Consider the following 20,040-nt stretch of genomic DNA (forward strand, 5'->3'; position numbering starts at 1 on the left):
CTCCTTGCCAAACCGGCACGACACCGAAGTGTGCTGGGCACTCACAGGCTGCCAACAAGTTACAAGTTTGTAGTTCCCAGTCGCGTGGCGGCATCCCACAAGTTATCCACAGTTTCCACACCGGTTAAGAAGATTAACAATTAACTTCTCTTTCTCTCCATCCGACAACCTTGAGTGCTCGACGGTTGCAAAAATTTGCTCCGTGAAACACGGCTACCATTGAGGCCGTATCCAGGTCTCTAACCGAACAGGAGTGACTTCGTGAGATTTCAGGCCAACCGGGACGTCTTCAGTGAAGCCGTCTCTTTCGCTGTCAAGCTCCTTCCCCAGCGGACGACGCTGCCGATTTTGAGCGGTGTGCTGATTGAGGCGACGGCAACCGGGCTGATCCTCTCCTCGTTCGACTACGAGGTCTCCGCGCAAACCGAGATCGCCGCCGACGTCGAAGAAGTCGGCAAAGTTCTCGTCTCGGGACGACTCCTCGCCGACATCGCCAGTCGGATGCCCAACGCACCGGTGCGGTTCTCGACCAACGAATCCCGGATCACGGTCAGTTGTGGCAGTGCGAGTTTCACGTTGCTCTCCATGCCGGTTGAGGAATACCCGAGCATCCCGCAGGTCAGCGCGCAGTCCGGTCTCGTGCCCGCTGAAGAGTTCTCGGCCGCTGTCGCCCAGGTGGCCGTGGCTGCCTCCCGTGACGATGTCACCCCCGTGATCACCGGCGTACAGCTGCAAGTCACGGAAAACAGCCTCAGCCTCGTGGCCACGGACCGGTACCGTGTTGCCGTGCGCGAGATCGATTGGGATAAAGGCAGCACCACGACCACCGACACCATCACGGCCCTGGTTCCGGCCCGCACTCTGCAGGAGGTCGGCAAGACGTTCGGTCACAGCGGCACGATTTCTATCGCGATCACTCACACCGACGACCGCGAGCTCATCGCCTTCACCGCCGATAAGAAAACCGTCACCTCCCTTCTGATCAAGGGAAACTATCCACCCGTGCGGCGCCTGTTCCCCGATAACGTGGACAACTACGCGGTCATGAACACGGCGGACCTGATCGAGGCGACCCGTCGAGTGCAGCTCGTCCTCGAGCGCGAAGCAGCCCTGAGGTTCACCTTCACCGCCGACGGTCTCACCCTCGAGGCGGTCGGATCGGAGCAGGCCCAGGCATCGGAGACGATCGACGCGATCCTGTCCGGTACAGACACGATCGTTTCGTTGAAACCTCAGTTTTTGCTGGACGGCCTGGGCGCGGTGCACTCGGAATTTGTGCGAATCTCTTTCACGAAGACCGAGAATCCCAACAAGCCGGGCCCGGTTCTGATCACCAGCCAGACCTCTCGGGATCAGCCGGGCGCCGACAGCTACAAGTACCTGCTCCAGCCCAACCTGCTGTTGCGCTAGACCAATCTCGGAAGGAACAGCCATGCACATCGGCATCATCGGCCTGGGGAAAATGGGCGCGAACATGCGCGACCGTCTGCGGGCCAATGGCGTCGAGGTCACTGGTTTCGACCGGAACCCCGAGATTTCGGACGTTGCCGGCACCGCTGAGCTGATTGCCGCGCTGCCGGCTCCGCGGCTTGTTTGGGTAATGGTCCCGGCCGGTGCCGCGACGGATGCTGTGATCGCCGAATTGGCCAATGAGCTTAGCGCCGGCGACCTTGTCATCGACGGTGGAAACTCGCGCTTCACCGATGACTTCGCCCATGCCGCCCTTCTGGCGGCATCGGGCGTGCATTACGTCGACGCCGGGGTTTCCGGGGGCGTGTGGGGGCTGACCAATGGATTCGGGCTGATGGTCGGTGGCGCCGCCGAGCAGGTCGAGCGCGCCATGCCCGTCTTCGACGCTCTGCGTCCCGAGGGCCCACGCGACGAGAGTTTCGTGCATGCCGGAGCGGTCGGCGCCGGGCATTACGCGAAGATGGTGCACAACGGAATCGAATATGCCCTCATGCAGTCATACGCCGAGGGCTATGAACTGCTGGAGAAGCGCAGTGACCTGATCACCGACGTTCCCGGCGTGTTCAAGGCCTGGCAGCGCGGCACCGTGGTGCGGTCCTGGCTGCTTGAACTTCTCGTGCGAGCCCTGGACGACGACCCGGAACTTCAAAACATCGAGGGTTTCGTCGAGGATTCCGGTGAGGGCCGCTGGGCCATCGAAGAGGCCATCAATAACGCGGTACCCGTACCGACGATCAGCGCGGCCATCTTCGCGCGGTTCGTGTCCCGGCAGGACGACTCCCCCGCGATGAAGGCGGTCGCGGCCCTGCGCAATCAGTTCGGCGGCCACGCCGTCAGAACAACCGACTGACCCGAGTGCGGGTCCAACACCTTTCGCTGACCGACTTTCGCAACTATGCGCAGGTCGAGGTGCCGTTCGCGCCGGGACCCAATCTGATCGTGGGCCGGAATGGGCAGGGAAAGACGAATCTCGTCGAGGCCTTGGGATTCCTCAGTACCCTCAGTTCGCACCGGGTCTCCAACACGTCCGCCATGATCAGGGCCGGTCGCGACGCCGGCATCATCCGGGCCAAGCTCGAGTTCAACGGCCGCGAGATCCTGACCGAGGTGCAGATCAACCGCTCGGGCTTGAACCGGGCCCAAGTCAACCGGTCGGTGATCAAGACTCGAGAACTCCCACGTTTTTTCTCCAGCGTGCTCTTCGCCCCTGAAGACCTGGCACTGGTTCGGGGTGACCCGTCCGGGCGCCGGCGATTCCTCGACCAATTGCTCGTGCTGCGCACCCCCCGGCTTAGCGGGGTTCTGGCCGACTACGACCGGGTGCTGCGCCAGCGGAATACGCTGCTGAAGTCGGCGCGGGCCTCGGGGGTGCGCACCACCCAGCTTGGAACACTCGAGATCTGGGACGATCGCCTCGTTGCTCTCGGCTCCGAGATCATCGACGAGCGGGCCGAACTCGTTCGCCTGCTCGGGCCACCCCTGGGTGCTGCGTACCGGGCGGTCGCGGGGGAAGACCATGGGCCGATGCTGGTTCCATCGCTCAGCATCCTGGGTGCAGACGAGGATGCAGCGATGGAGGCGATGGCCTCGACGGGCTCGGTTCCCACCGGTTCGGTTTCGTCAGCCTCGGTTTCGACAGGATCGACCACCGGGGATTCGTTTCGCACGGCACTGGCCGCCCTTCGTCGCAAGGAGCTCGACCGGGGTATGACCCTGGTCGGACCGCATCGGGACGACCTGGTCTTCGCGCTCAATGCACTGCCCGCCAAGGGCTATGCCAGCCATGGTGAGTCGTGGTCGTTCGCCCTCGCCCTGAAACTCGCCTCGGCGGAGCTGCTGCGCCGGGACTCGACGACGGGCGACCCGGTCCTGATCCTCGACGACGTCTTCGCCGAACTGGATCTGAGCCGCCGGAGACGTCTGGCCGCCGCCGTCACCGGTTTCGAACAGGTCCTGATCACCGCGGCGGTACTCGAAGACGTGCCGGAAGAACTCACCGAGCACACCATCCACATCCATGCCGGGGCGGTCGTCGATGGCTGAGCCGAGTGAGGCCTCCCGGGTCTACCTGCGCTTCAAGGACGTATTCGGTGACCCAAACGCCAAGCGCAGCCGCGCCCGACGGCGTCCTGGAGCCGAAATCGGCTCGAGCGTTCCGTTCGGTGCGGGCCGGGATCCTCGGGGACTGAGCGATACGATCAACTCGCTCACGCTGCAGCTGGGTTGGAATTCACCACTGGCCCAATCGGAGCTGCTTGCTTCCTGGACCCTGCTGGCCGGCGAGGAGACGTCGAAACACTCGACCCCGGTCGGAATCGACGAGGGCGTTCTGACGGTGCAGTGCGAGTCGACGGCCTGGGCGACGCAGCTGCGCATGATGCGGGTGGAGATAATGACGCATATCGCCGTGAAGTATCCGGACGCAGGCATCGAGTCGATCCGTTTTCAAGGACCTAACGCCCCCTCCTGGAAAAAGGGTCCCAGATCAATTCCAGGGCGCGGTCCACGCGATACCTATGGGTAACTGGCCAAAACAGGTCAACCCGGTGCATTAAACGCCGCAGATGCCCGATTTGGCCCGCAGTGCTTGGCGTCTTTGGTAGGCTAAAGGGTCGCCCGCGCGACGGTCAGGAGCCCCATTACAGATGTCAGTTGACCCACAGATCGAGCCGGAGCACGGATACGGCGCAGACGATATCCAAGTTCTCGAGGGACTTGAAGCCGTTCGTAAACGACCCGGAATGTATATCGGGTCCACCGGACCTCGCGGTCTGCATCACCTCGTCTACGAGATCGTGGACAACTCAGTCGACGAGGCCCTTGCCGGTTATTGCGACACCATCGACATTAAGATCCTGTCGGATGGCGCGGTTCGCGTCGCCGACAACGGCCGCGGAATCCCGGTCGACATTCACAAGGCGGAGGGCCGCTCGACCGTCGAGGTCGTGCTCACCGTGCTGCACGCCGGAGGCAAGTTCGGCGGCGGAGGGTACGCGGTGTCCGGCGGTCTGCACGGCGTGGGCAGCTCGGTTGTCAACGCGCTGTCCAGCCGCCTCGAGGTGGAGGTACGCCGTCAGGGTCACGTCTGGCGCCAGAGCTTCCACGACGGCGTGCCCAACGCTCCCCTCACCATGGACGAGCCGTCGGATGCAACCGGCACCACCATCACGTTCTGGCCAAGTTCGGAGACCTTTGAGACCACGGACTTCGACTTCGAGACTCTGCGAGCCCGCTTCCAGCAGATGGGCTTCCTGAATAAGGGACTCAGCCTCACGCTCACCGACGAGCGCCCGCAGAACCTCGACGACGAGGGCACGCCGGTCACCAGGACCTTCCACTACGAGAACGGCCTTGTCGACTACGTCGAATATCTCAACCGGGCCAAGAAAGCCGACCTGGTCAACGACGAGATAATCTCGTTCGAGTGGGAAGATCACGAACGCAAGATGGCGCTTGAAGTGGCCATGCAGTGGACCACCGCCTACACCGAGAGCGTGCACACCTACGCGAACACGATCAACACCCACGAGGGAGGCACCCACGAGGAGGGCTTCCGCGCCGCGCTTACCACCCTCGTCAACAAATACGCCCGGGAAAAGGGCATCCTGAAGGAAAAAGACGACAACCTCACCGGTGACGACGTGCGCGAGGGCCTGACCGCCGTGGTCTCGATCAAGCTCGCCGAACCGCAGTTCGAGGGACAGACGAAGACCAAGCTGGGCAACACCGAGGCGAAGTCCTTCGTGCAGAAGGTCGCCAACGACCAGCTATCCGACTGGTTCAACCGCAACCCCAACCCGGCGCGGGAAATCATCCGCAAGGCGCTTCAAGCTTCGAACGCACGGATGGCCGCCCGCAAAGCGCGAGAGACCGCCCGGCGCAAGGGACTCCTCGAGGGTGGCGGCATGCCCGGCAAGCTTAAGGACTGCCAGAGCAAGGACCCATCGCTTTCCGAGATCTTCATCGTGGAGGGTGACTCGGCCGGCGGATCCGCCGTGCAGGGCCGCAACCCCGAGTTCCAGGCGATTCTGCCCCTGCGGGGCAAGATCCTGAACGTGGAGAAGGCCCGGCTCGACCGTGCCCTCGGCAACGCCGAGGTTCAGGCTATGATCACGGCCTTCGGCGCCGGCATGGGCGAAGAGTTCAACCCCGACAAGGTGCGGTACCACAAGATCGTTTTGATGGCCGACGCCGATGTCGACGGCCAGCACATCACGACCCTGCTGCTCACATTGCTCTTCCGGTATATGCGGCCACTTATCGATCTCGGATATGTCTACCTGGCCCAGCCGCCGTTGTACCGCCTCAAATGGGCGAACTCGGCACACGAGTACGTCTACTCCGACCGAGAGCGCGACGCGCTCCTCGAAGACGGAGCCGCGGCCGGCAAGCGCATTCCGAAGGACAACGGGATCCAGCGCTACAAGGGTCTGGGCGAGATGGACTACAAGGAGCTGTGGGAAACCACGATGGCACCCGAGTCCCGCACCCTGCTGCAGGTCACCCTCGACGATGCTGCCGCCGCCGACGAAATCTTCTCCACTTTGATGGGCGAAGACGTCGAGTCCCGCCGTAACTTCATCCAGAAAAACGCGAAGGACGTGCGTTTCCTTGACATCTGACCACTCCGACACCGGCGGCACCTCGGGCGAGGGCCCCGACGGGACCGACATGGACGCCGCGTCCCTGGCAGCAGACACCGCGGCCAAGGCTGCGCATCTCGTGCAGCACGGCAAGATCGATCAGGTCGACCTGCAGCTGGAAATGCAACGCTCCTACCTCGACTACGCGATGAGCGTCATCGTCGGGCGCGCGCTGCCCGACGTGCGCGACGGCATGAAGCCCGTGCACCGTCGCGTCATCTACGCCATGTTCGACGGCGGCTACCGTCCGGACAAGGCGTTCTCCAAGTGTGCTCGCGTGGTGGGCGACGTGATGGGGCAGTTTCACCCCCACGGTGACTCCTCGATCTACGACGCGCTCGTGCGCCTCGTGCAGCCTTGGAGCCTTCGTTATCCGCTGGCCCTCGGGCAAGGCAACTTCGGCTCCCCCGGCAACGACGGCGCCGCAGCCCCACGGTACACCGAAACGAAGATGGCCCCGCTCGCTCTCGAGATGGTGCGCGACATCGACGAGGACACCGTCGACTTCCAGGACAACTACGACGGCCGCACACTCGAGCCCACCGTGTTGCCCTCCCGCTTCCCTAACCTGCTGGTCAACGGCTCGGTCGGCATCGCCGTGGGTATGGCCACAAACATCCCGCCGCACAACCTGCGCGAGGTGGCGGCCGGCGCCCTGTGGTACCTGCAGAACCCCGACGCGACCCGCGATGAACTGCTCGAAGCGCTGATCCAGCGCATCAAGGGCCCCGACTTCCCCACCGGCGCTCAGATCCTCGGCATCAAGGGCATCCAGGATGCCTATCGCACCGGCCGTGGTTCCATCACCATGCGTGCCGTGGTGAGCATCGAGGAGCTCCAGGGTCGCACCTGCCTGGTGATCACCGAGCTGCCCTACCAGGTCAACCCGGACAACCTCGCGATCAAGATCGCCGACCTGGTCAAGGACGGCAAGATCGGCGGCATCGCCGACATCCGTGACGAAACCAGTGGCCGCACGGGCCAGCGCCTTGTGATCGTTCTCAAGCGCGACGCGGTGGCGAAGGTCGTGCTGAACAACCTCTACAAGCACACCCAGCTGCAGGAGAACTTCGGCGCGAACATGTTGGCCATCGTCGACGGGGTGCCGCGCACCCTGTCCCTCGACGGCTTCATTAACGCGTGGGTCGCCCATCAGGTCGAGGTCATCGTGCGGCGCACCCAGTTCCGCCTGAAGAAAGCCGAAGCGGATGCGCACATCCTGCGCGGCTATCTCAAGGCCCTCGACGCCCTCGACGAGGTGATCGCCCTCATCCGTCGCTCCCCCACCGTCGACGACGCTCGTACCGGCCTGATGGAACTGCTGGACGTGGACAAGCTCCAGGCCGATGCGATCCTGACCATGCAGCTGCGACGTCTAGCTGCTCTGGAACGTCAGAAGATCATCGATCAGGCTGCCGAGTTGGAACTGCAGATCGTGGAGTTCCAGTCAATCTTGGCCAGCCCGGAGCGTCAGCGCACCATCATCAGCGATGAGCTCACCGAGATCACCGACAAGTTCGGCGACGACCGGCGCACCGAGATCATGTTCGGCTTCGACGGTGACATGTCGATCGAGGACCTCATCCCCGAAGAGGAGATGGTGGTCACGGTTACCCGCGGCGGCTACATCAAGCGCACGCGCAGTGACAATTACCGCAATCAGCACCGCGGCGGCAGGGGTGTCAAGGGAGCCCAGCTGCGGGCGGACGACGTGGTCGAGCACTTCTTCGTCACGACCACGCACCACTGGCTGCTGTTCTTCACGAACACCGGACGCGTCTACCGGGCCAAGGCCTACGAAGCGCAGGAATCCGGCCGGGACGCGAAGGGCCAGCACGTCGCCAACCTGCTCGCGCTGCAGCCGGGTGAGGAGATCGCGCAGATCCTGGACATTCGCGACTACGGCGTGGCCCAGTACCTGACGCTTGCGACCCGCGACGGCCTGATTAAGAAGACCGAGCTGCGCGAATACGACACGAACCGCACGGGCGGCATCATCGCGATCAAGCTGCGCGAGGGCGACGAACTTGTCTCGGCCCTGCTGGTCGAAAACGACTCCGACCTGCTGCTCGTCTCCAAAAAAGGAATGTCGATCCGGTTCACGGCGTCGGATGAGGCGTTGCGCCCGATGGGACGCAGCACCTCCGGCGTCATCGGAATGCACTTCCGCGGCGAGGACAGCCTGCTGGACGCATCCGTGGTCTCGGGCGACGGCTATGTGTTCGTCGTGACCGAGGGCGGTTACGCCAAGCGCACCGCAGCCGACCAGTACCGCCTCCAGAACCGAGGCGGCCTGGGCATCAAGGTGGCCAAGCTCAACGACGACCGTGGCGACCTGGTGGGTTCGTTGATCGTCGACGAGGAAGACGAGGTGCTCGTGGTACTTGCCAGCGGCAAGGTGGTACGCTCTGACGTCTCCGAAGTCCCGGCCAAGGGACGGGACACAATGGGCGTTGTTTTCGCTAAGTTTGCGGATGAAGACAGAATCATCGCCATTGCGAAAAACACCGAGCGCAATCTGGTGGCCGAGATTCTCGCGGCCGAACCGGAAAACGCCTTGGGAGAGGAAGAACCTGTAAATGAGTAGTGTCGCCGAAAAGCTCGCCAAGAAATCCAGCCGCAAGCCGGCCGCGACCAAGCAGGTGCGGCTCAAGCTCGTCTACGTGGATTTCTGGTCGGCTGTCAAACTGTCTTTCCTGATCGCTCTGTGCCTGGGCATCGTCACGATCGTGGCCACGTTCCTGATCTTTACGATCCTGAACGGAACGGGCATCTTCGGCAAGGTCGATGACCTCTACACCGATATCGCCGGCGCCTCGTCCGATCTGGCCAGCATCCTGTCCATCGGGAACGTGATGGGCTTCGCCTTCGTCGTGGCCATCTTGAACACGGTCGTCATCACTGCGCTGGGAGCCGTATACGCGGTTCTGTACAACCTGAGTGTGAAGATCACCGGCGGCTTGCTCGTCGGATTCACCAACAACTAGTCGTCGGATGTCGCCGGTCGGGTCGCTTTGCGGCTCGATTGGGACAATCCCGCCGAATCGGGTAGTCTCAAACCTGCCCATTAGGGGGATATAGCTCAGTTGGTTAGAGCGCTTCGCTGATAACGAAGAGGTCCCAGGTTCAAATCCCGGTATCCCCACGCAAGAAAAGTTTTGACACAGCGGCATGTAATCCCCGTGATCATGCGGGGCCATAGCTCAATTGGTAGAGCGCCTGCTTTGCAAGCAGGAGGTCCGGGGTTCGATTCCCCGTGGCTCCACAAGGAAGAACGCTCGGCCCCTTTTTTTGGGGCCGGGCGTTCTCCATTTATCGGCCCTCAGTCACTTTCGCACAGCTTCACCCTGCGATTTGGTACGGTGAGGCGCATGTCAGCCAGCAACCGCCCCGCACCAGCCGCCGCAATGCCGCCCTCCCGGCCCACGGCCGACAGGCTCGCGATCACGGCCCTCTGGATGGGCATTGTGGCCTTCGCCGGCGGTTGGCTCCCGGTTCTCGGCCTGTTGCTCGCGATCGTAGGGATTGTGCTCGGCATTATCGCGCTGCGGCGCTCGAATCGCCGGGAGCTGGCGCAGATCGGGCTGATCCTCTCGCTCGTCGCTGCGCTGTTCAATGTGGTTATCGACGTGATTGTCGTCATGTCGATTCTGACGCAGCTCGAAGAACTCGAGGGTGCCTCGACGACTCTTCTCGGCTGAGCCGGCAACCCGAAAGAAAAGGGGAGGGCCCACATCCCCTGGATGCGGGCCCTCCCCTGGTGTTGCGGTGCTGCGGTCTAGTCTTCGACTGACGTGGCGGCGGCGGGATCATCTTCAGCGACCCACAGCTCGTCGTCGGCGCGGAAGGTCTGCCAGACGGCGTAGGCGACGCCCGCGGCGGCGGCCAGGGCAACACCGAGTGCGATGTAGGTGCCGGCGCCAGGACCCTTGTTCTCTAGCACGACAGGCTTCTGGAACCGCACGCGGTTCAGTGCCGCACGAACGCGGGCGTCGCGGGCAACGTCCCCGACGCTCAATACCGAGCCGATGGCCGTGCCGATTCCGCTGCCGATTCCGGGCAACACCCGGTCGATGACCTGGTGGCGAACACCTTCGGCGAGATCCTGAGTGGCCTGCACTCCAGGGCGCAAAAGGTGCTCATAGCTTTCACGCACGCGCGGAGCTACTTCTTCACGGGTGAGGATGCCGGCCTGGCGGCTGGCCTCCCTTGCAATGGCGTTGGCACGCTCGAGCACTTCCTGCTGGTTGTTCCATAATTCGTCTGCGCTTTTACGCAGCCGAGTAAGTTCCTTGCGGCGCTTGCGTGACAGGCTCATCTGGACCCTCCATCGATGTCATGTGGCGAACACTATCCATCTTGCCACGCAATCGTCTGGGAGGGCTCTGGGTAGAGCCGGTGTTGATCGGAATCCAGCAATCCGGCTGTGCAAGAATTGATTTCATGTCTAAGCACACTGCCGTCGCAACGCTCAATACCACCCTCGGACCGATCAAGGTCAACCTCTTCGGCAATCACGCGCCGAAGACCGTCAAGAACTTCGTCGGTCTCGCAACCGGCGAGATCGAGTGGAAGCACCCCGCCACCGGTCAAACCTCCAACGCACCTCTCTACGACGGTACGGTCTTCCACCGCATCATCAAGGACTTCATGATTCAGGCCGGCGACCCGCTCGGCCAGGGCACCGGCGGACCGGGCTACCAGTTCGACGATGAAATCAACTCGGACCTCGACTTCACACAGCCGTACGTGCTCGCAATGGCGAACGCCGGTATCCAGGGCGGACGCGGAACCAACGGTTCGCAGTTCTTCATCACCGTCGTGCCGACGACTTGGCTGCAGGGCAAGCACACCATCTTCGGTGCCGTCGAAGACGAGGAGTCCCGTGCGATCGTCGCCAAGCTCGCGACCGTGCCCACCGACGGCCGCGACCGTCCGCAGACCGAAGTCGTCATCGAGAGCGTCACCGTCGAGCAGGTCTAGGCTCCGCCTACGATGACAGGCCTGCCCGGAACCGCCGCTAACTTCTGCTACCGGCATCCGGGCAGGCAGAGTTACATCCTCTGCCAGCGCTGCGGCCGCACAATCTGCCCTGACTGCCAGACTCAGGGCGCCGTCGGCGTGATCTGCCCCGAGTGCATGAATGAACAGCGCAGGAATGCCCCGCGCACCAAGCCGGCCATCCTGACCCGGCTGAAGAGCACCTCGCACCCGGTGACCACAGTGATCATCGGCGTCACGCTGGCGATATACCTGCTGCAGTTCATCCTGGGTGCTGGTTTCACCAGCCTCCTCTGGTACGCGGGCGTTTACTCCTCTCCCGGGAGCTTTGAGCCCTGGCGCATGCTGACGAGCGTGCTCGTGCACGGCTCCATCTTCCACGTACTGCTGAACATGTACACGCTCTGGATCTTCGGTCAGATCCTTGAGGGAATGCTCGGTCGTGGCCGTTTCCTCGCCCTGTACGTGCTGAGCGGCCTCGCCGGATCCCTGGGCGTCCTGTTCCTGTCCGACCCCCGGATTCCCGTTGTCGGCGCCTCCGGCGCCATCTTCGGCCTGATGGGCGCGTTCCTGATCATCCAGCGACGCCTGGGCGGCAACGCGACCCAGCTTTTGATCCTGGTCGGCATCAACCTGGTGATCGGATTCCTACCGGGGCTGAATGTGGCCTGGCAGGCGCACGTGGGCGGTCTGATCGCTGGTGCGGTGGTCGGGCTGATCTTCGTGCAGACCCGCCGCATCAAGCAGCAGCGGCTGCAGACCGTGCTGATAACAACTTTCGGGGCGTTTCTGGTGGTCGTCAGCGGTGCGATGTTCCTGACCTAGCTCGCCGAGTGAGCCCCGATTGCCCGGGGCAATGTGGGTTCGCGGAGGGTGGCGGAGAAGGTTGTTCCCGATACCGACGCAGGCGCGCAGGGGACCGCGGGGCGGGCGGTACGTGCGGCCCAACCGCCGTGTCTGTCGAGCCCGAGGCCTGCAGCTACTCTGCCCGAACGAATTCGACGGAGATTCTTCGCTAAACAGCCCGTTTGAGCTGAGGAACAGGTGTTTGACCCAGAATCTCCGTCGAATTGGTTCGACGCCGGGCACGGCGCTCCGCCGGGGATGGACGCGTGCCCGCAGTGCGGTCAGCCCGCGACCTTCCGGGAGCGACACAACCAAACGATGAGGACTCACTCCCCTAGGAAGTGGCTTCGGCCGCCTGATCACGCAGATAGCCGGCGAATCCTTCTGGAGTGCGCCCGGCGAGGCGACCGGAGGTAACAACGGGGATCAGTTCGGTGCGAATCTCGCTCACCCTGAGACTACGCAGGGCGGAGACCAGCCGCACGTCCTCATGCCCGTCGACGCGCGCGAATTCTCCGGCGTGCAAATACCGGTCGGCGCGCACTCCGAGGTTCGCACCGTGCACATAGGTGTGGCCCTCGACCAGGCGGTGCTGGGCGTCCCACCGTTCCCTGCCTCCGTCGGACAACCCGTCGTCGGGAACCACGGTTCCCAGGACGAGATCGATGGAGTTGCGGGCGAATGCGAGCTGAACGGTCAGCCAGTTCGGCGGCACAGCGGAGTCGGCATCCGTCGTCGCGATCCACGTCGCCGAGGTGAACCGGTCAGAGGTCGGCACAAGGTGCCGCACCCCGGCGCGGCGGGCAACGCCGACGGCGCCACCGTTCGTCTGGATGCTCGCGAATATCGGCCACTCCGAGGCGACGTCGGCTGTACCATCGCTGCACCGGTCGAGCACGACCACGACGTCGATGACCGGCGGCGCCTGACCGGCCACCCCGCCGACCTCTCCGACGGCCACGGCCAATGCCGACAGGCATCTCGGCAGGAGCTCCTCCTCATTGCGGGCCGGTACCACGACGATGATTCTGTCGATCGCGCCGCGGCCGCTCACGGAACCAGGCCTTCATGTTGTGCGACCGAGCGAGCAGGCGCGGCTTCGAACACCTCGAGCAGGAAGTCGCGTTCCCGATGCTCAACCGTGCGCTCGAACCCAGCCAGCCTGCCGAGCTCTGCGTGCACCTGGTCGCCGGTCAGTGGATATTCCGGCACCGGATGCCGCCAGTGGCAGGCCACGAGCACACCACCGGCAGCAAGGCTATCGCGGCATCGCCCGAGAACCGCTCGCAATTCCTCCGCCGAGAAGTAGTACCCGACCTCGGAGAACACGATGAGATCGAAGGAGCCCTCCGGCCACTCGGTGGGCAGGGTGAGCCGTGCGAAAGTGACGCTGGGGCGTGATACCAGCCGGGCGCGGGCGACCTGGAGCGGCTGCTCGGCGATGTCGACCGCGGCGACAGTGTCGCACCGGTCGGCAAGACCAGCCGTCAGCATGCCGATCGAGCAGCCCAGTTCCAGCGCCGCTCGGTAGCGTTTCCGAGGCAGCGCCGACAGGGTCAGTGACCGCTTGCGCTCCTCGTACCAGCGAGTTTCGAAACTCCACGGGTCACGGTTCCCGGCGTAGAACTCCTCGAAGAAATCCCCGGCCAGACTCGCTCTATTCCCCGACTCTTTCTCAGTTTCGATCTCGATGAAAATCTCATACTCGCGTTCGAAGTGCGCACCGAAGGCCGCCTGGATGATCGCTTCGTCGCCGGGCAGCTCGGACAGCGGCTGCACCTGACTGATGTGCAGAGCCATTGCCCTAGATTTACGCCGACGGTCTTCGGGCGCCAGGTCAAGGGTTCGCAGCACGCCGTCCGACCAGATCGGGTCCCCCGGGGTGGACCAGTGCCAGGCCCAAATCGGGTATTCGAAGAGGCTGACACCTCGGCCGCGGGCCGCGTGGCGGGCGGCCTCGGCCGCCGCCGCATGGTCAGGATGGCCGTCCAGGCTCCAGGGGGCGACCAACCAGGTTCCCGGCCCGCCGGCCCCGAGTTCGACGGAAATCGCCCGGGACGCCTCCTCCGGGCGCTCGGCGAGGGATCCGTCGGGGAGCTCGACCAGGCGCACCAGGGCCGTGGGCGCCAGGGCGGTGACGGCAGCCGTCACCTCAACCCGGCGCAATTCCGCAAGCCGCCCGGGGTCGTGCGTACGGGACCGGGGATGGGAGGCCTCACCATTGGTGAGCACCACAACCGTCACCGGAACTCCGGCTCCCCCGGCCCGGGCGATCAGCCCGCCGGCACCGAGCGTTTCGTCGTCGGGATGCGACGCGACCACGACGAGTCGGCGCAATCCGTCGATGCGCAGTGCCTGCACGCCGGCCGCATCACCGTGCACCGCCGTCCACACGGTTTCGGCCGTGCCAGCATCCGTGTGACTGAAGTTCACCACGGGGATACCCCGGCGTCCCGTAGTCGGCGGCCGAGCGCCGCGTCGTCCCGTTCGGCGTGGTGCTGGCGAACGTAGAGCTGCAGATCGGCGATGCGCCCAGCGTGCCGAGCGTCGAAGGCGAGCGGCGCTGGGCCGAGCGCGTGGCCCGTGCGGGTGATCACCTCGTCGACCGTGCGCGCGACCTGGCCGCGCACCCGCGCTGCCAGGAGTGCGCCCTGGTCGCCGACGGCGTCCCCGGCGTCGATCGCCGCCGCGGCAGCAGCCAGGGAGGTCCCGGCGGCGGTCAGTGCGAGGTCGAGGGCGCCCAGGTGCGCGAGCGCGATCTGATCGGGCTCTCGCTCGAGTACGGACTCCCAGACCCGCCTGGCCAGACCCACGGCGCCACCCCACCAGCAGGCCGCGACGCCGATCCCACCCCAGGCGAAGCCCGGTCTGCGGAGGTACCAGCCGTCGTCGCCGACCGGCCGGGCCATAGTGCCTCGGAACTCGACCGGTCCGCTCGGCACGGCGGGGAGCCCTCGGCTCACCCAGGCGTCCGTGCGGACGGTAATGCCGGGGTCGGCCAGGTCGACCACGAACAGCCGCTGGGTGGTGGCCGCGGTGTTCGCCGTGACCAGGGCGTGGCTGAGCGAGCCGGCGAGCGAGCACCAGGGTTTCGTGCCGTCGAGACGCCACCGTTCGCCGCCGACCAGTCTCGCCTCGAGACGAGACCCTGCGGCCTCGGCGGCGAAGACGCCCCAGCTCGGTTCCGGGCTGCCCCCCGCGACGAGCCCGGCCGGATGCAGGGCGGCCTGGTCGAGGATGGCGAGGGCGTCCAGGTGCGCCTCGGCTACCCGCGCGGCCGTGAGGTCCGCGGCGGCCAGGGAAGCCAGGGTTTCAAGCAGGCGCAGCGTCCGCCCTGACCCTGGTCGGGGAACGGAGCCGCCGAGCGCGCGGGAGAGCCCCAGAGCCCGCCCCGCGTCTCCGTTCACTGCGAAGGCAGCCGTTGCGGCGTCACGCAGGCTGGACTCCGCCGTGCGTTTCCCGGGCACGGTCAGCCAGGTCGGTCGCGGACTTTCTATCCTCGTCAAACCGACCTCCTGGTTTGGTACCGACCACACCAGGCTCCGTGTGCAGGTGCGTGAAACAGGAGGCGCAGCTTCCGACTCAGGCCCTGCCGGCTGGCCTGGTCGGGGCCTTGGCCGGCGCCTTGCGCGGGGTGCGGTTCTCGGCGCTGACCATCCAGGCGTACTGTTCCAGCTTCTCGATAAAGCCGTGCAGGATGTCGGCGCTCGTTGGGTCTTCCTCGTCGACCGCGTCGTGAACGGCACGGATGTTGTCGACCGCCGCGTCGAGGCGTTCGGTGACCAGGCCGACGGTCTCCGAGGTGTCCACCTCTCCGGCGGGGAACTTGGGCAGGTGGGTGGTCGCCGTGACCGTCTCGCTTCGGCCGTCCGGCAGGGCGTCGAGCGCGCGCATCCGCTCGGCCAGCTGGTCGGTGAATAGTCGGGCATCGTCGATGATCTCGTCGAGCTGGAGGTGCAGGTCCCGGAAGTTCTTGCCCACGACGCTCCAGTGCGCCTGCTTGCCTTGCACGTGCAGCTCGATCAGGTCGACGAGAACGGACTGCAGGTTGGAGCCGAGTTCTGCTGATGCTTTCATGAGTTACGCCTCTTCTCACACAGCGGAAACACGTCTCGACCGCGTCTCGGCCGGTGCCCCCGCTTGGTTTCACACAGCACCTTAGCAGGTGCACAATGTGAGACACAGTGCCGGGGTGCAGCGAGCGGTTCGGCCGCGGTCGCCTCCCGGAAAAGTTATCCACAGGTTTGTCCACATGGGGATAATTACACCGTTGTCATTATCCCGTCGCGGGGGTGCGGGACGGGGTCTCGACAGGTGTGATAACCGGGCCGGATAAGGGCGGGATCAGCGCCAGCGGGTGGTCATCAGGAAGCCGACGAAGGCGATCCCGAAACCGACCAGAATGTTCCACGACCCGAAACCAGCGACGGGCAGCGTTCCCTGGCTCACGTAGAAGACGATGATCCAGGCCAGCCCGATGAGCATGAAACCGAACATCACCGGCTTGAACCACACGGCGTTCGGACCGGCCTCTCCGGAGCGGGCGACCTCGGTGCGGGCGGGCTTGCTGCGGGGATTCGAGCGTGACATGCCTGCGATTCTAGCGTCTTTGGCTGGATCGACCGGCAGGCGCCCGGCAGAGAGGACCCACCTCCCCGATTAGAATTGAGACCATGTCCGAGCGAGCAGATCAGCCTCCCGCAGAGGCGACTTGCCACGCCCCCCGCCACAAGAGTCGCCCGCGACTCAGTGCCGTGGGGATCATCGGCGAGGTGCTTATCACGGCCGGCGTTCTCGTGCTCGCATTCCTGGGCTGGCAACTCTGGTGGAATGACATGATTATGGCCGGTCAGCAGTCGAAGGCGGCGGCCGAGATCAGCCAGACCTGGATTGACGACGAGCGGTCCAGTCGCGATAAGGCCGCGGATACCCCGCAGACAACCGACCCGGGGGAGTCGGCCCCGGCCGACTTCGGTGACCCGGTCGTCCGTGAGGCTCCCCCCAGCGCCCAATCCTTCGCCGTGCTCTACGTGCCGCGATTCGGGGCGGACTATCACCGGTCCATCGCCGAGGGGATTGGTAACAATGTGCTCAACAGCTCCCGGTCGGGGATCGGCCACTACCCCGACACCCAGATGCCCGGTGAGGTCGGCAACTTCGCCCTGGCGGCGCACCGCAGCGCTAACGGCGGTGGCATGCACCTGATCAACGAACTCCAGCTGGGCGACGCGATCTACGTTCAGACCGCCGATGGCTATTACACCTACCGGTTCCGCGACCTCGAGTACGTCGCCCCGACCGCGGTCGATGTGATCGCGCCGGTGCCGCACAATCCGGATGTGGCGCCCGTCGACCGGTTCATCACGCTCACGAGCTGCAATCCCCTGCTCTCCACGGACGAGCGCATCATCGCGTACGGTGTTCTCGAGGCGTGGCAACCGACATCTGCCGGCCCGCCGGCCGAAGTCGCGACCGTTATCAATGCCCAGGCCCAGGCCCAGGGCTAGGAGGCTCGGATGTACGCTGCTCTCTGGCGGGTTCTACCCGGACCGGTCTGGCTCCGGATCGTGCTGGTGTTCGTGTTGCTCACAGCCATGTTGTTCGTGCTTGCCACCTGGGCGTTCCCATGGGTGGATTCCATTGTCAACAATCAGGAAGTCACGGTAGGAAGCCCATGACCCGCATCCTCGTCATCGATAACTACGACAGTTTCGTCTACACGCTCAACGGCTACCTGATGGAGCTCGGAGCCGAAACGGTCGTGCTGCGCAACGATGCCTTCGAGCCGGAGGAGGCCGCGGCCCGCATCGCGGAATTTGACGGCGTGCTCATCTCACCCGGTCCCGGCAAGCCGTCCGACGCCGGCGTCTCCGTACCGATCGTGCGCGCCGCCCTCGGTTCCGGTCAGCCCCTGTTCGGCGTCTGCCTGGGGCACCAGGCGATTGCCGAGGCCTTCGGGGCCACGGTCACCAACGCCGAAGAACTCATGCACGGCAAGACCAGCCTGATCACGCACGACGGCAGCGACTTCTACGCCGGCGTGCCGCAGCCGTTCTCGGCGACGCGGTATCACTCGCTCGCCGTCGTCGACGGCACCGTGCCGAGCGACCTGATCGTCACCTCACGCACGCAGGGCGGCGTGATCATGGGGCTCCGGCACGTGAGCGCCCCCATTTTGGGTGTGCAGTTCCACCCCGAGTCGGTGCTGACCGAGGGCGGCTACCTGATGGTGGCCAACTGGCTGGTTCTGGCCGGACTGCCCGGCGCCCGGAAGACGGCCCAGGGGCTCACTCCCCTGCTGAAGCTCAGCTGAGGCAGTCAGCCGCCGGGCCGGGACTCAGTCGGCAGCCGGGCCGGTGCAGTAGACCAGCGTAACCTCGGACTTCTGGGGCACGTCGCCCGGAGCCAGGGACTGCTGGGTCACCGGCGAGCCATCCTGCTGGGGACATGTCTCATCGGGTGTGGGGATGGGGAACAACTGCACGTCGGCTGCGGCGAGCATATCGATCGCCGCGCTCAGGAGCTGACCCTCGAGGTCGGGGAGGGCTACGAGGCCGCTGGAGACGATGAAATCGACCGTGACACCGGTTTTTTCCGTCGTCGCGGCGACTGGGTCGGTTCGGAGCACCAGACCGGCGGCGATGGTCGGAGAGTTCTCCCGAGTGACCGACCCCGCGGTGAGACCGAGGTCCGTCACCGCGGTCTGGGCATTGGCGAGGGGCAGGTTGGTGACATCCGGGACGTCGACCGGCTGGGCGCCGGTGGAGACATAAACCTCGATCAGGTCGGTCGGCTGGGCGATCGTGCCTGCCGGAGGGTCTGTGCGGATCACCTGGTCCTTGGGCACCGTGGCGCTGGCCTCCTCGGCCCGGATCGCGGCCAGGTCACGGTCCAGAAGTGAATTCTGGGCGTTCTCATAGCTGAATCCGGTGAGCGACGGCACCCGGCGCGAGTTGTCGGGCAGATCAACGCTTGGCGTGAGGCTGAAGGCCCAGATCATGACGGAGAGCACGATGACGATGACGCTGAGGATACCGGCCCAGATCCAGATCACGGGTGGGCGGCGCTGCGTGCGCACCATGGTTTCGTCTTCGGTGAGCTGCTTGAGCGCGAGCTCGGAGCCGGAAGCCGCCAGCGGGGCAGCAGCGAACAGCCCGCCGCTGGAGTCATCGGACGTGTGGTACTCCGGAATCTGCCCTGACCCGGCCAGCTCGACGTCGGTGCGGAACTCCACGGCACTCTGGTAGCGCGTGAAACGGTCCTTCGCCAGGGAATGCAGCACGACGGCGTCGAGTGCGGGGGACACCCGGGAGTTGATCGAGCTCGGTTCGACCGGGGCTTCGCTGACGTGCTGGTAGGCGACGGCCACGGCGGAGTCACCGCGGAATGGAGGGCGACCGGCGAGCATCTCGAACAGGACCACGCCCGTGGAGTAGAGGTCGGTGCGGGCATCCACCGATTCACCCTTGGCCTGCTCGGGGGAGAAATAGGAGGCGGTGCCCAGGATCGCCGTGGTCTGCGCCACGGTCGTCGAGGAGTCGGAGATGGCCCGGGCAATGCCGAAGTCCATCACCTTGACCTGACCTGTCTTGGTGATCATGATGTTGCCGGGCTTGATATCGCGGTGCACGACGCCCGCGCGATGAGAGTATTCGAGGGCTGTCAGAACGCCGACGATGATGCGAACGGCCTCGTCGGGCTGAACCGCGCCCTCGCGGATGATGTCCTTGAGCAGTCGACCGTCGACGTATTCCATCACGATGAACGGGATCTGCGATTCGTGGCCGCCGATCTCGGAGACAGACTCCTCGCCCGCGTCGAAGACGCGCACGATGGTGGGGTGAGCCATACGGGCGGCCGCCTGCGCCTCCTGGCGGAAGCGGGTGCGGAATGCCGGGTCGGCGGCAAGCGATGACTTGAGCAGCTTGATCGCGACCGTGCGGCCGAGCCGGGAATCGGTGCCGATGTGCACATCGGACATTCCACCTCGCCCGAGGAGCGCACCCACCCGGTAACGACCGGCGAGCAGACGGCCTTCATCAGTCAAAGCATTACTCCCAGCTCGCGCACACAGTTCACC

The 20,040-nt window shown here is 64.8% G+C and carries 19 protein-coding genes and 2 tRNA genes; 14 read left to right on the forward strand and 7 right to left on the reverse strand.

Annotated elements, in window-relative coordinates; all coding sequences use genetic code 11:
* The first annotated feature begins 261 nt into the window (after positions 1–261).
* The 10 genes from dnaN to E3T34_RS08705 all read left to right on the forward strand — a co-directional run bounded on the left by dnaN (position 262) and on the right by E3T34_RS08705 (position 9,814).
* On the forward strand, positions 262–1,410 hold the full coding sequence (gene dnaN / locus E3T34_RS08660; protein WP_104100644.1) for a DNA polymerase III subunit beta: 1,149 nt from the start codon (positions 262–264) through the stop codon (positions 1,408–1,410).
* Between the two features lie 4 nt (positions 1,411–1,414).
* Positions 1,415–2,320: a phosphogluconate dehydrogenase (NAD(+)-dependent, decarboxylating) gene (gnd, locus tag E3T34_RS08665; protein WP_347232379.1), complete on the forward strand. Its 906-nt coding sequence runs from the start codon at positions 1,415–1,417 to the stop codon at positions 2,318–2,320.
* A 5-nt stretch (positions 2,321–2,325) separates the two neighbouring features.
* The gene (gene recF / locus E3T34_RS08670; RefSeq protein WP_134342737.1) at positions 2,326–3,513 is read left to right on the forward strand and encodes a DNA replication/repair protein RecF; all 1,188 of its coding nucleotides are present in this window, start codon (positions 2,326–2,328) and stop codon (positions 3,511–3,513) included.
* On the forward strand, positions 3,506–3,994 hold the full coding sequence (locus E3T34_RS08675) for a DUF721 domain-containing protein (RefSeq protein ID WP_233194112.1): 489 nt from the start codon (positions 3,506–3,508) through the stop codon (positions 3,992–3,994). The genes recF and E3T34_RS08675 overlap by 8 nt, the downstream gene beginning before the upstream one ends.
* Positions 3,995–4,115: 121 nt before the next feature.
* Positions 4,116–6,092 carry a DNA topoisomerase (ATP-hydrolyzing) subunit B gene (gyrB, locus tag E3T34_RS08680; RefSeq protein WP_134342738.1) on the forward strand — a complete coding sequence of 659 codons (1,977 nt, stop codon included), beginning with the start codon at positions 4,116–4,118 and terminating at the stop codon, positions 6,090–6,092.
* 49 nt (positions 6,093–6,141) lie between these two features.
* Positions 6,142–8,700: a DNA gyrase subunit A gene (gene gyrA, locus E3T34_RS08685; RefSeq protein ID WP_134342777.1), complete on the forward strand. Its 2,559-nt coding sequence runs from the start codon at positions 6,142–6,144 to the stop codon at positions 8,698–8,700.
* Positions 8,693–9,100 carry a DUF3566 domain-containing protein gene (locus E3T34_RS08690; protein ID WP_104100639.1) on the forward strand — a complete coding sequence of 136 codons (408 nt, stop codon included), beginning with the start codon at positions 8,693–8,695 and terminating at the stop codon, positions 9,098–9,100. The genes gyrA and E3T34_RS08690 overlap by 8 nt, the downstream gene beginning before the upstream one ends.
* A gap of 84 nt (positions 9,101–9,184) precedes the next feature.
* Positions 9,185–9,258, forward strand: a tRNA-Ile gene (locus E3T34_RS08695).
* Positions 9,259–9,305: 47 nt separating this feature from the next.
* A tRNA-Ala gene (locus tag E3T34_RS08700) sits at positions 9,306–9,378 on the forward strand.
* Positions 9,379–9,484: 106 nt separating this feature from the next.
* Positions 9,485–9,814, forward strand: a complete 330-nt coding sequence (locus tag E3T34_RS08705; protein ID WP_134342739.1) for a hypothetical protein — start codon at positions 9,485–9,487, stop codon at positions 9,812–9,814.
* Positions 9,815–9,891: 77 nt separating this feature from the next.
* Here the strand turns inward: E3T34_RS08705 and E3T34_RS08710 are convergent, their stop codons facing one another.
* Positions 9,892–10,431, reverse strand: coding sequence for a hypothetical protein (locus E3T34_RS08710; protein WP_134342740.1), 540 nt, complete (start codon positions 10,429–10,431; stop codon positions 9,892–9,894).
* A gap of 125 nt (positions 10,432–10,556) precedes the next feature.
* Between E3T34_RS08710 and E3T34_RS08715 the strand changes: the two genes are divergently transcribed.
* The gene (locus E3T34_RS08715; RefSeq protein ID WP_104100636.1) at positions 10,557–11,096 is read left to right on the forward strand and encodes a peptidylprolyl isomerase; all 540 of its coding nucleotides are present in this window, start codon (positions 10,557–10,559) and stop codon (positions 11,094–11,096) included.
* Positions 11,097–11,108: 12 nt separating this feature from the next.
* Positions 11,109–11,939: a rhomboid family intramembrane serine protease gene (locus E3T34_RS08720; protein WP_104100635.1), complete on the forward strand. Its 831-nt coding sequence runs from the start codon at positions 11,109–11,111 to the stop codon at positions 11,937–11,939.
* 355 nt (positions 11,940–12,294) lie between these two features.
* Here the strand turns inward: E3T34_RS08720 and E3T34_RS08725 are convergent, their stop codons facing one another.
* The 5 genes from E3T34_RS08725 to E3T34_RS08745 all read right to left on the reverse strand — a co-directional run bounded on the left by E3T34_RS08725 (position 12,295) and on the right by E3T34_RS08745 (position 16,550).
* Complete coding sequence (locus E3T34_RS08725; protein WP_104100634.1) at positions 12,295–13,014, reverse strand: glycosyltransferase family A protein; 720 nt, start codon at positions 13,012–13,014, stop codon at positions 12,295–12,297.
* Positions 13,011–14,396, reverse strand: a complete 1,386-nt coding sequence (locus tag E3T34_RS08730) for a bifunctional PIG-L family deacetylase/class I SAM-dependent methyltransferase (RefSeq protein WP_134342741.1) — start codon at positions 14,394–14,396, stop codon at positions 13,011–13,013. The genes E3T34_RS08725 and E3T34_RS08730 overlap by 4 nt, the downstream gene beginning before the upstream one ends.
* Positions 14,390–15,466 carry an acyl-CoA dehydrogenase family protein gene (locus E3T34_RS08735; RefSeq protein WP_134342742.1) on the reverse strand — a complete coding sequence of 359 codons (1,077 nt, stop codon included), beginning with the start codon at positions 15,464–15,466 and terminating at the stop codon, positions 14,390–14,392. The genes E3T34_RS08730 and E3T34_RS08735 overlap by 7 nt, the downstream gene beginning before the upstream one ends.
* Before the next feature lie 76 nt (positions 15,467–15,542).
* A complete protein-coding gene (locus E3T34_RS08740) occupies positions 15,543–16,037 on the reverse strand; it encodes a Dps family protein (RefSeq protein WP_104100631.1) in 495 nt (164 codons plus the stop codon).
* A 267-nt stretch (positions 16,038–16,304) separates the two neighbouring features.
* A complete protein-coding gene (locus E3T34_RS08745; RefSeq protein WP_104100630.1) occupies positions 16,305–16,550 on the reverse strand; it encodes a cell division protein CrgA in 246 nt (81 codons plus the stop codon).
* Between the two features lie 83 nt (positions 16,551–16,633).
* On the opposite strand from E3T34_RS08745, the gene E3T34_RS08750 reads away from it, so the two are divergent.
* Both E3T34_RS08750 and E3T34_RS08755 read left to right on the forward strand, forming a co-directional pair.
* Positions 16,634–17,467 (forward strand): class E sortase, encoded by an 834-nt coding sequence (locus E3T34_RS08750; protein ID WP_134342743.1) that lies wholly within the window; start codon positions 16,634–16,636, stop codon positions 17,465–17,467.
* Positions 17,468–17,634: 167 nt separating this feature from the next.
* On the forward strand, positions 17,635–18,273 hold the full coding sequence (locus E3T34_RS08755) for an aminodeoxychorismate/anthranilate synthase component II (protein ID WP_134342744.1): 639 nt from the start codon (positions 17,635–17,637) through the stop codon (positions 18,271–18,273).
* 24 nt (positions 18,274–18,297) lie between these two features.
* On the opposite strand, the gene pknB is transcribed toward E3T34_RS08755, so the two are convergent.
* Positions 18,298–20,007: a Stk1 family PASTA domain-containing Ser/Thr kinase gene (gene pknB, locus E3T34_RS08760; RefSeq protein WP_134342745.1), complete on the reverse strand. Its 1,710-nt coding sequence runs from the start codon at positions 20,005–20,007 to the stop codon at positions 18,298–18,300.
* Positions 20,008–20,040: the final 33 nt, after the last annotated feature.

Origin of the sequence: Cryobacterium sp. TMT1-62 (assembly GCF_004403145.1) — a bacterium.
GTDB classification, from domain to species: Bacteria; Actinomycetota; Actinomycetes; order Actinomycetales; family Microbacteriaceae; genus Cryobacterium; species Cryobacterium sandaracinum.

Excerpts from the sequence above, each read along its gene's own strand:
- E3T34_RS08675 (WP_233194112.1), top strand. The coding sequence starts at position 3,506 with ATGGCTGAGCCGAGTGAGGCCTCCCGGGTCTACCTGCGCTTCAAGGAC.
- gyrB (WP_134342738.1), top strand. The coding sequence starts at position 4,116 with ATGTCAGTTGACCCACAGATCGAGCCGGAGCACGGATACGGCGCAGAC.
- gyrA (WP_134342777.1), top strand. The coding sequence starts at position 6,142 with ATGGACGCCGCGTCCCTGGCAGCAGACACCGCGGCCAAGGCTGCGCAT.
- E3T34_RS08690 (WP_104100639.1), top strand. The coding sequence starts at position 8,693 with ATGAGTAGTGTCGCCGAAAAGCTCGCCAAGAAATCCAGCCGCAAGCCG.
- E3T34_RS08705 (WP_134342739.1), top strand. The coding sequence starts at position 9,485 with ATGTCAGCCAGCAACCGCCCCGCACCAGCCGCCGCAATGCCGCCCTCC.
- E3T34_RS08710 (WP_134342740.1), bottom strand. The coding sequence starts at position 10,431 with ATGAGCCTGTCACGCAAGCGCCGCAAGGAACTTACTCGGCTGCGTAAA.
- E3T34_RS08715 (WP_104100636.1), top strand. The coding sequence starts at position 10,557 with ATGTCTAAGCACACTGCCGTCGCAACGCTCAATACCACCCTCGGACCG.
- E3T34_RS08720 (WP_104100635.1), top strand. The coding sequence starts at position 11,109 with ATGACAGGCCTGCCCGGAACCGCCGCTAACTTCTGCTACCGGCATCCG.
- E3T34_RS08740 (WP_104100631.1), bottom strand. The coding sequence starts at position 16,037 with ATGAAAGCATCAGCAGAACTCGGCTCCAACCTGCAGTCCGTTCTCGTC.
- E3T34_RS08745 (WP_104100630.1), bottom strand. The coding sequence starts at position 16,550 with ATGTCACGCTCGAATCCCCGCAGCAAGCCCGCCCGCACCGAGGTCGCC.
- E3T34_RS08750 (WP_134342743.1), top strand. The coding sequence starts at position 16,634 with ATGTCCGAGCGAGCAGATCAGCCTCCCGCAGAGGCGACTTGCCACGCC.
- E3T34_RS08755 (WP_134342744.1), top strand. The coding sequence starts at position 17,635 with ATGACCCGCATCCTCGTCATCGATAACTACGACAGTTTCGTCTACACG.